Raw genomic sequence first — 6,385 nt, forward strand, 5'->3', positions numbered from 1 at the left:
ACTGCTCCATGGCCTCTGGAGTCAGCCAAAAAGTGAGACTCCCTCGCTGCTTTAAGGAGGCATCATACTCAGACCAGTTTTTGAGTCGATACAAGGACTTGGAGTTGGATTTAGACTTACTCTTACTCATATCTGCTGAGTGTAGTTTCGTGTACCATCTTGACTTCTTTATTTTTACCCTAAACATCATCTTTTGTGCAACAAAGCCCCTACCATCTACCGCCTAAGAAATTTGTTGGAAACAATTAGACAATATTGAAATAATAGATCAAAAATCAGCTTTTTTTTTATCAGTTAGTTTGACTTATTATTTCACTGTTTGAGTTTGTTTTTAATTTATTCGATCAGAGATTTTGAATCTAACAGCAAACCAGTAGGTTCATCATTATTATCCTCGTATTGAGGAAATAATTCGGAAATTTCTGATTTATATTTCTCCGTTTTATCTTGAATCATGTTATACGCTTTTACTAAAATTTCCGATTGTGCTAATAGTAAATCATGTAAATCTATCAATCTTAAATTGCCATTCGACAACACTATAATTATTGGTTCGTAAATATAATTTTTTGGTCTATTTAGGGCAGTTAGTACTGCAGCATTAATTTGAAAATTTTCAGAAAGAACTAAAGGAGGAGTGCTAAGAAAATCTAACAATTCGCTAACAGGTTGCCTAGAATAAAAGTCTTTATTTCCTGGTGATTTCATATACTCTAAGAATCTGACTTGTGAAATCATACCCAACATTTTTGTACTTTTAGTAATGATAACTCCTGGTAATTCTGGTTGTTGTCGAAATTTTTCTGCTACTTTTTTTACTAAAGTAGTAGTATTAACTTGAAAATCGTGGAAGGGTAAGTTTCCAACAGTGGAATAGAGTGTAAGCTGAACTAGGTTGGTCATTGAAAATAATGAAGAATAAGCAGTATGAAAAAATATGCTATGAGAATATGTTAACTTGGATAAATTTACAGTTAGATTAAATAATCTAAAATATAAAAAAAAGCTTAATAATTACATAAGCAATACTCTTTGTCCTGGTCCGGAATATTCTTATGGCCATTTTATCCAAAATCACCGGGGATGCCCAGTTTCCACCTGCAAAACCAAACTTAATTTTACCTTTAAATACCCTTGAGCTTTTAAGTCAGCTATTGCAACAAACAACTCAAGGTTTGAAGACTATATTAATTACGGAAGATATACTTGCCACCACCCAATCTCATAAATTCCCAGACCTAAAATTTACAGTAGTTATTTCAGAGGAGTTTAATGGACTTTTGTGGGGCACAATAGTCAAGGAGTCATCAGATAATCAAAGTCAGAAGACAGAAGACCGACAAAAAGATCATAATTTACAATCTAACTCTTCTACCTTTCCTTTTTCAAGGGAAAATGTGGGAAATTTCAAATTTAATGTAGGTTTAACTTTTGACCCAGAGGCAATCACACTTTTTGTATACCAGATTTTTAATATTATAGAAGAAGATAATAGTAACTCAGCGCTCATCTCTCAAATTAAATCTCAAATAAATAACCTGAAAGTCAATAATCCAAATCTCCAGGATGAATTTACCTTGAAATTACTAAAATTATTGACTTCTAATGAAAATATAGATTCTATTTTAGAGCAAACAAGTAGTCAAACAATCAAGAAAAAAAAATCTTATTCTCAGACATCAAATTTACTATCAATAAATGATTCAATAGTTGGTATTTATGGATTATCAGGACCGGATTCAATACTGAATAATCAACAATATCCATTAGTATGTAAACCTATTGAGCAGGCTCTAAACCAACAGCTAGAACAAGAGATACTTCTGAATAAAGTCACAACTCAAATTCGTCAAAGTTTAGAACTACCAGAAATTTTATCAACGACTGTAGAGCAGGTTCAAAAATTGATTAAAGTTGATAGATTATTAATTTATCAATTTAATTATTCCTTATCATTAACAAATAAAACAAATAATATTACAACAGACAATCAAAGAAAAGGTACTGTTAAATATGAAGCATTAGCATCCGAAAAAATTTCTTCAGTATTAGGTTTAAGTGAAGGAGAAAACTGCTTTTTTCCTCCCCATAACTCGATCGTGAAATATAGTAAAACATTTGTTCGTGCTATAGCTGATACAGAAGTAGTTTATGGTAAATTTCCTTGTTTAGTAGAATTGATGCAACAACATCAAGTCAAAGCTAAATTAGTAGTATCAATTATAGTCAATCGACAATTATGGGGATTATTAATTGCCCATCACTGTTCGATTCGAGAGTGGCAAGATCATGAAAAAATATTTCTCAAAGAAATAGCAGAACACTTAGCGATCGCTATTTACCAAGCTCAATTATATGAAGAATTGCAAAAGCAAAAACAAACTTTAGAAAAGCAAGTGGCTAGACGGACTCAAGAACTTTATGATACTCTACAAGCAGCAGAATCAGCTAATCGTACTAAGAGTGAATTTTTAGCCACAATGAGTCATGAATTACGCACTCCTCTCACTTGTGTTATTGGTATTTCTTCAACTCTTTTACGCTGGTCTTATGGCAATAGAGGAGCTAAAACAATACCAATACAAAAGCAAAGAGATTATTTACAAATAATCCATGATAGTGGCGAACATCTCCTAGAATTAATCAATGATATTCTAGATTTATCTCAAGTAGAAGCTGGCAAAGCAGTTTTAAATATCGGTGATTTTTCTCTCTCTAAATTAAGTTATGAACTTTGGCAAACTTTTAGAGAAAAAGCAGAAAAAAACGAAGTAAAATTAACTTTAGAACAAACAATAAATCCACAACTAGATCTATTTACTGCCGACCAAAGGCGAGTTAAACAAATTCTCTTTAATCTTCTCAGTAATGGAATTAAATTTACTCCTAGTGGGGGGAGTGTCATACTTAAAGTTATCAGAGACAAAAATACAGCAATTTTTCAAGTAGAAGATACCGGTATAGGAATTTCTGAAGAGCAAAAACCATTATTATTTAAGAAATTTCAACAACTAGATTCTCCTTATAATCGTCAGCAAAGTGGTACGGGTTTAGGTCTGGCTTTAACAAAACAATTAGTAGAACTTCATGGTGGAATTGTTGAAGTAGAATCTGCTATTGATTTTGGCTCTACTTTTACAGTGAAATTACCAGCACAACCCCTAACATTAAAAAATGAAGAATTAAAACAAAAAGAAGAAAAATCACCTAATATTTTATCCTTGCAAGGTAGCGTAGTGTTGATTGAGCAAGAAGAAGATATTGCCACAGTAATTTGTGATATTTTGACAGCAGCAGGATTAAAAGTTGTATGGATAATAGAAGGTTCTACAGCAGTGGAGCAAACTATTTTGTTGCAACCTCTTGCTGTAATTGTAGATATGCAATTACCAGGAATGGATGGTGTAGAAATTATCCAGCAGTTACGCACAACAAATAGTAGTGAAAATCCAAAAATTCTGGCATTAACTACTTTTGATCAACAAATAGATATGGAATATTGTTATACTGTTGGTGCAGATGAATGTTTGACTAAACCAATTAATCTCGAATATTTATTGAGTAAAATGATAGACTTGCTGACCAAATAAGAATTCAGTCATAGGTAATTGGTAATATACCTGACCAGTATGGTAATTTCTATAAGTAAGTTTCAAGTATTTAATAACTTTTGTTGTTTTCATAGTTATTTGAAACTTTCAAATATCTTATTACTATTACTTTTAAAATGGTATAATCATATTTTATTTGTGGAGCTTACAGCACTTTTCATTTAAGTAGACTACGAAATTATTTTTGCTTAAGGAGTGGGGAACAGAAAAATGCTTTAGCCACTATAGTCTATCTATGTGAAAATTCCTATAATATCAAATTAATATGAAGTTGTATAGAATAATATTTTAATCAGAGTTGATTGTAGATCGGGAGATACAAGTTAATAAATGCAGCTTCACATAAAATTGGTATAACACCTAAAACCTAATATTATATCCGGTTGAATAATTATAAATAACGACGGAGGAGTCAAGAGAGAATAAAAAGGAAGAGGATCAGAAAGTTTTTTATTACTAATTATCCGGACTTGATATAAAGTCTAATACCTAACACCTAACACCTAATTCTGTACAGCCTCATATAAAATTGGTATAATTCCTGATACTGACTACATGAATTTATCTCTACTTATAATCTATAAATCAGCTCTAACATCTATACAAAATAATTATTTAACCATGACTAATAAATACTCCGATCTATCATTACCACAAGGTTTAATCATTTCTTGTCAAGCTCCCACTGACTCCCCTTTAAATCATCCAGAAGTTATTGCAGCTATGGCACAAGCATCTATAAATCAGGGAGCTTCAGCAGTGAGAATAGATACACCATCCCATATTCGAGCAGTGCGACAGAGAATTACTCAACCAATTATTGGTTTGTGGAAGCAACAAATACCAGGATTTGAAGTTTATATTACGCCCCAATTTTCAGATGCAGAAGCGATCGCCAAAGCAGGAGCAGATATTATTGCTGTTGATGCTACTGCCAGAAAACGTCCGGGAGGAGAAACTTTAGCAACATTAATTACTCGTATTCATAATGAATTAGGAAAATCAGTAATGGCCGATGTAGATACTATAGAAGCAGCACAACTAGCTGTAGAAGAAGGTGCGGATTTTGTTGCCACTACTCTGTATGGTTATACTGAGCAAACAATCACAAAATCTCCTCCTGGTTTTGAGCTGTTAAAACAGATAGTAAAAAACTTAGAAGTGCCAGCAATTTGTGAAGGAGGTATTGCTTCTCCCACAATGGCAAAAAAAGCTATAAATTTAGGAGCGAATGCTGTTGTTGTCGGGACAGATATTACAGGAATTGATAGTAAAGTCAAAGCTTACAAAATGGAGATGATTTCTTAAATTAGCTGAATATGCTAATTATTTAATGCGCTTTTATATCATGTCCGGTTGAATACTTATAAATAAATAACGGATGAGTCATAATTCAGGAGGAAAGAAAGAATAAAGAAGGAAAAAAGAAGAAGAAAGGGCGTTGCACAGTTACAAATTATTTTAGATTTTTGATGAACAATATTTTGGGTTTGAGAATTGCTAAAATGATTAATATTAGGTTTTTTACTCAAAATATAAACCAATTTTTGGCAATATCATTCCATAATGTGCAAACCCCAATATTAAATCGGACCATCTCCCCTAACTATATAATAAGTATTGAACCGGATTTGATATTACTCCGTGTATAGTAAGTTACAAGGGTTTCTAGAAGAGGAAAAAAATTGATAATAGCAAGGGGTGAAAGATATAACAAAGAACGGGGAAAAATAATCAAACTGGAGAAGAGAATGACTTTTTTGTAGAGTCTTATATCAAATTCTGTTTAATCGGAATGATATAGTTTCTTTTATTATTATTAGTAAGGACTTTCCGTTCCGAAAGACCTGAAAATATTGACTCTTCTTCCTCAATATTTAATAATACTGAGGCTTTGTTGCACAAAGGAAGGAAATAGGGTAAAAATAGTAGTGCATGACACGAAAAACCTACACCGAAGTACATCTGAGTAACTCCAAGTCTAATTCCAAGTACCGGGTAAACAACTTGTCTGAATATGATCCTTCCCTAAAGCACAGAGGGAGTCTGACATTTTGGCTCAGTCCTGAAGTAATAGAGCAGTGGGTAAACCAACAGAAAACAAGACCTAGGGGAGCATCGAATAGTTATAGTAATGTAGCTATTGAATTAATGGTCTCTGTGAGTAGCTTGTTTGGATTAGCAGGACGACAAACAGAAGGATTTGTCGAATCTATATTTAGTTTGATGGAACTAGACTTACCTGTACCAGACCATAGCACTGTATCTCGTCTGATCAGGAAGTTAAACATTACTATACCAGTGATACCAAAGGCAGAAGGGACTCACGAGCGTAGTAGATTCTACGAGAGTCAAAGTATATGGTGAAGGGGAATGGAAGACCAGGATTGACGGTGTAGGCAAACCTGTAAAATTGCGTAAACTACATCTAGGGGTAAATGTTTGCGCAGCATTCCGAAGGAAAGCGACAGGAGAAATAATTGCTGCTGTAGTAACAACCAACGATGTTAGTGATGACCAAGTATTCTCTGACTTGCTTGATGGAGTTGAAGATGAAATAGTAAAAGTTTCGGGCGATGGAGCATACGACAAGTGCAAGTGCTATGAAAAAGCTAGTCACAAAGGAGCTAAAATCACAATTCCGCCAGGCTTTGTTGCATGAAAGTAGCGATCGCCAAAAACTCCCTTAGTTGGAAGTTAACTAGATTTCTACTTTGTAGCTCTGGGGTTTACCATTTTGAATCATCACGTTGAGTATGGAACATTGTATGAAT

The 6,385-nt window shown here is 33.4% G+C and carries 4 protein-coding genes and 1 pseudogene; 4 read left to right on the forward strand and 1 reads right to left on the reverse strand.

Annotated elements, in window-relative coordinates; genetic code table 11:
* Window positions 1-336 precede the first annotated feature (336 nt).
* Window positions 337-903, reverse strand: a complete 567-nt coding sequence (locus F6K27_RS31905; protein WP_287279862.1) for a hypothetical protein — start codon at window positions 901-903, stop codon at window positions 337-339.
* 152 nt (window positions 904-1,055) lie between these two features.
* Between F6K27_RS31905 and F6K27_RS31910 the strand changes: the two genes are divergently transcribed.
* The 4 genes and pseudogenes from F6K27_RS31910 to F6K27_RS31925 all read left to right on the forward strand — a co-directional run.
* Complete coding sequence (locus F6K27_RS31910) at window positions 1,056-3,590, forward strand: GAF domain-containing hybrid sensor histidine kinase/response regulator (protein WP_287279864.1); 2,535 nt, start codon at window positions 1,056-1,058, stop codon at window positions 3,588-3,590.
* Window positions 3,591-4,232: 642 nt separating this feature from the next.
* Window positions 4,233-4,919 (forward strand): N-acetylmannosamine-6-phosphate 2-epimerase, encoded by a 687-nt coding sequence (locus tag F6K27_RS31915; protein WP_287279865.1) that lies wholly within the window; start codon window positions 4,233-4,235, stop codon window positions 4,917-4,919.
* 627 nt (window positions 4,920-5,546) lie between these two features.
* Window positions 5,547-5,978 carry a transposase gene (locus F6K27_RS31920; RefSeq protein ID WP_287279867.1) on the forward strand — a complete coding sequence of 144 codons (432 nt, stop codon included), beginning with the start codon at window positions 5,547-5,549 and terminating at the stop codon, window positions 5,976-5,978.
* 16 nt (window positions 5,979-5,994) lie between these two features.
* A pseudogene (locus F6K27_RS31925) lies at window positions 5,995-6,273 on the forward strand (transposase); the annotation flags it as partial.
* Between the last annotated feature and the right edge of the window lie 112 nt (window positions 6,274-6,385).

The sequence above is a fragment of the Okeania sp. SIO2F5 genome, from assembly GCF_010692685.1.
Lineage (GTDB): Bacteria > Cyanobacteriota > Cyanobacteriia > Cyanobacteriales > Microcoleaceae > Okeania > Okeania hirsuta.

Coding starts and splice junctions, on each gene's coding strand:
- F6K27_RS31905 (WP_287279862.1), bottom strand. CDS start 903: ATGACCAACCTAGTTCAGCTTACACTCTATTCCACTGTTGGAAACTTA.
- F6K27_RS31915 (WP_287279865.1), top strand. CDS start 4,233: ATGACTAATAAATACTCCGATCTATCATTACCACAAGGTTTAATCATT.
- F6K27_RS31920 (WP_287279867.1), top strand. CDS start 5,547: ATGACACGAAAAACCTACACCGAAGTACATCTGAGTAACTCCAAGTCT.
- F6K27_RS31910 (WP_287279864.1), top strand. CDS start 1,056: ATGGCCATTTTATCCAAAATCACCGGGGATGCCCAGTTTCCACCTGCA.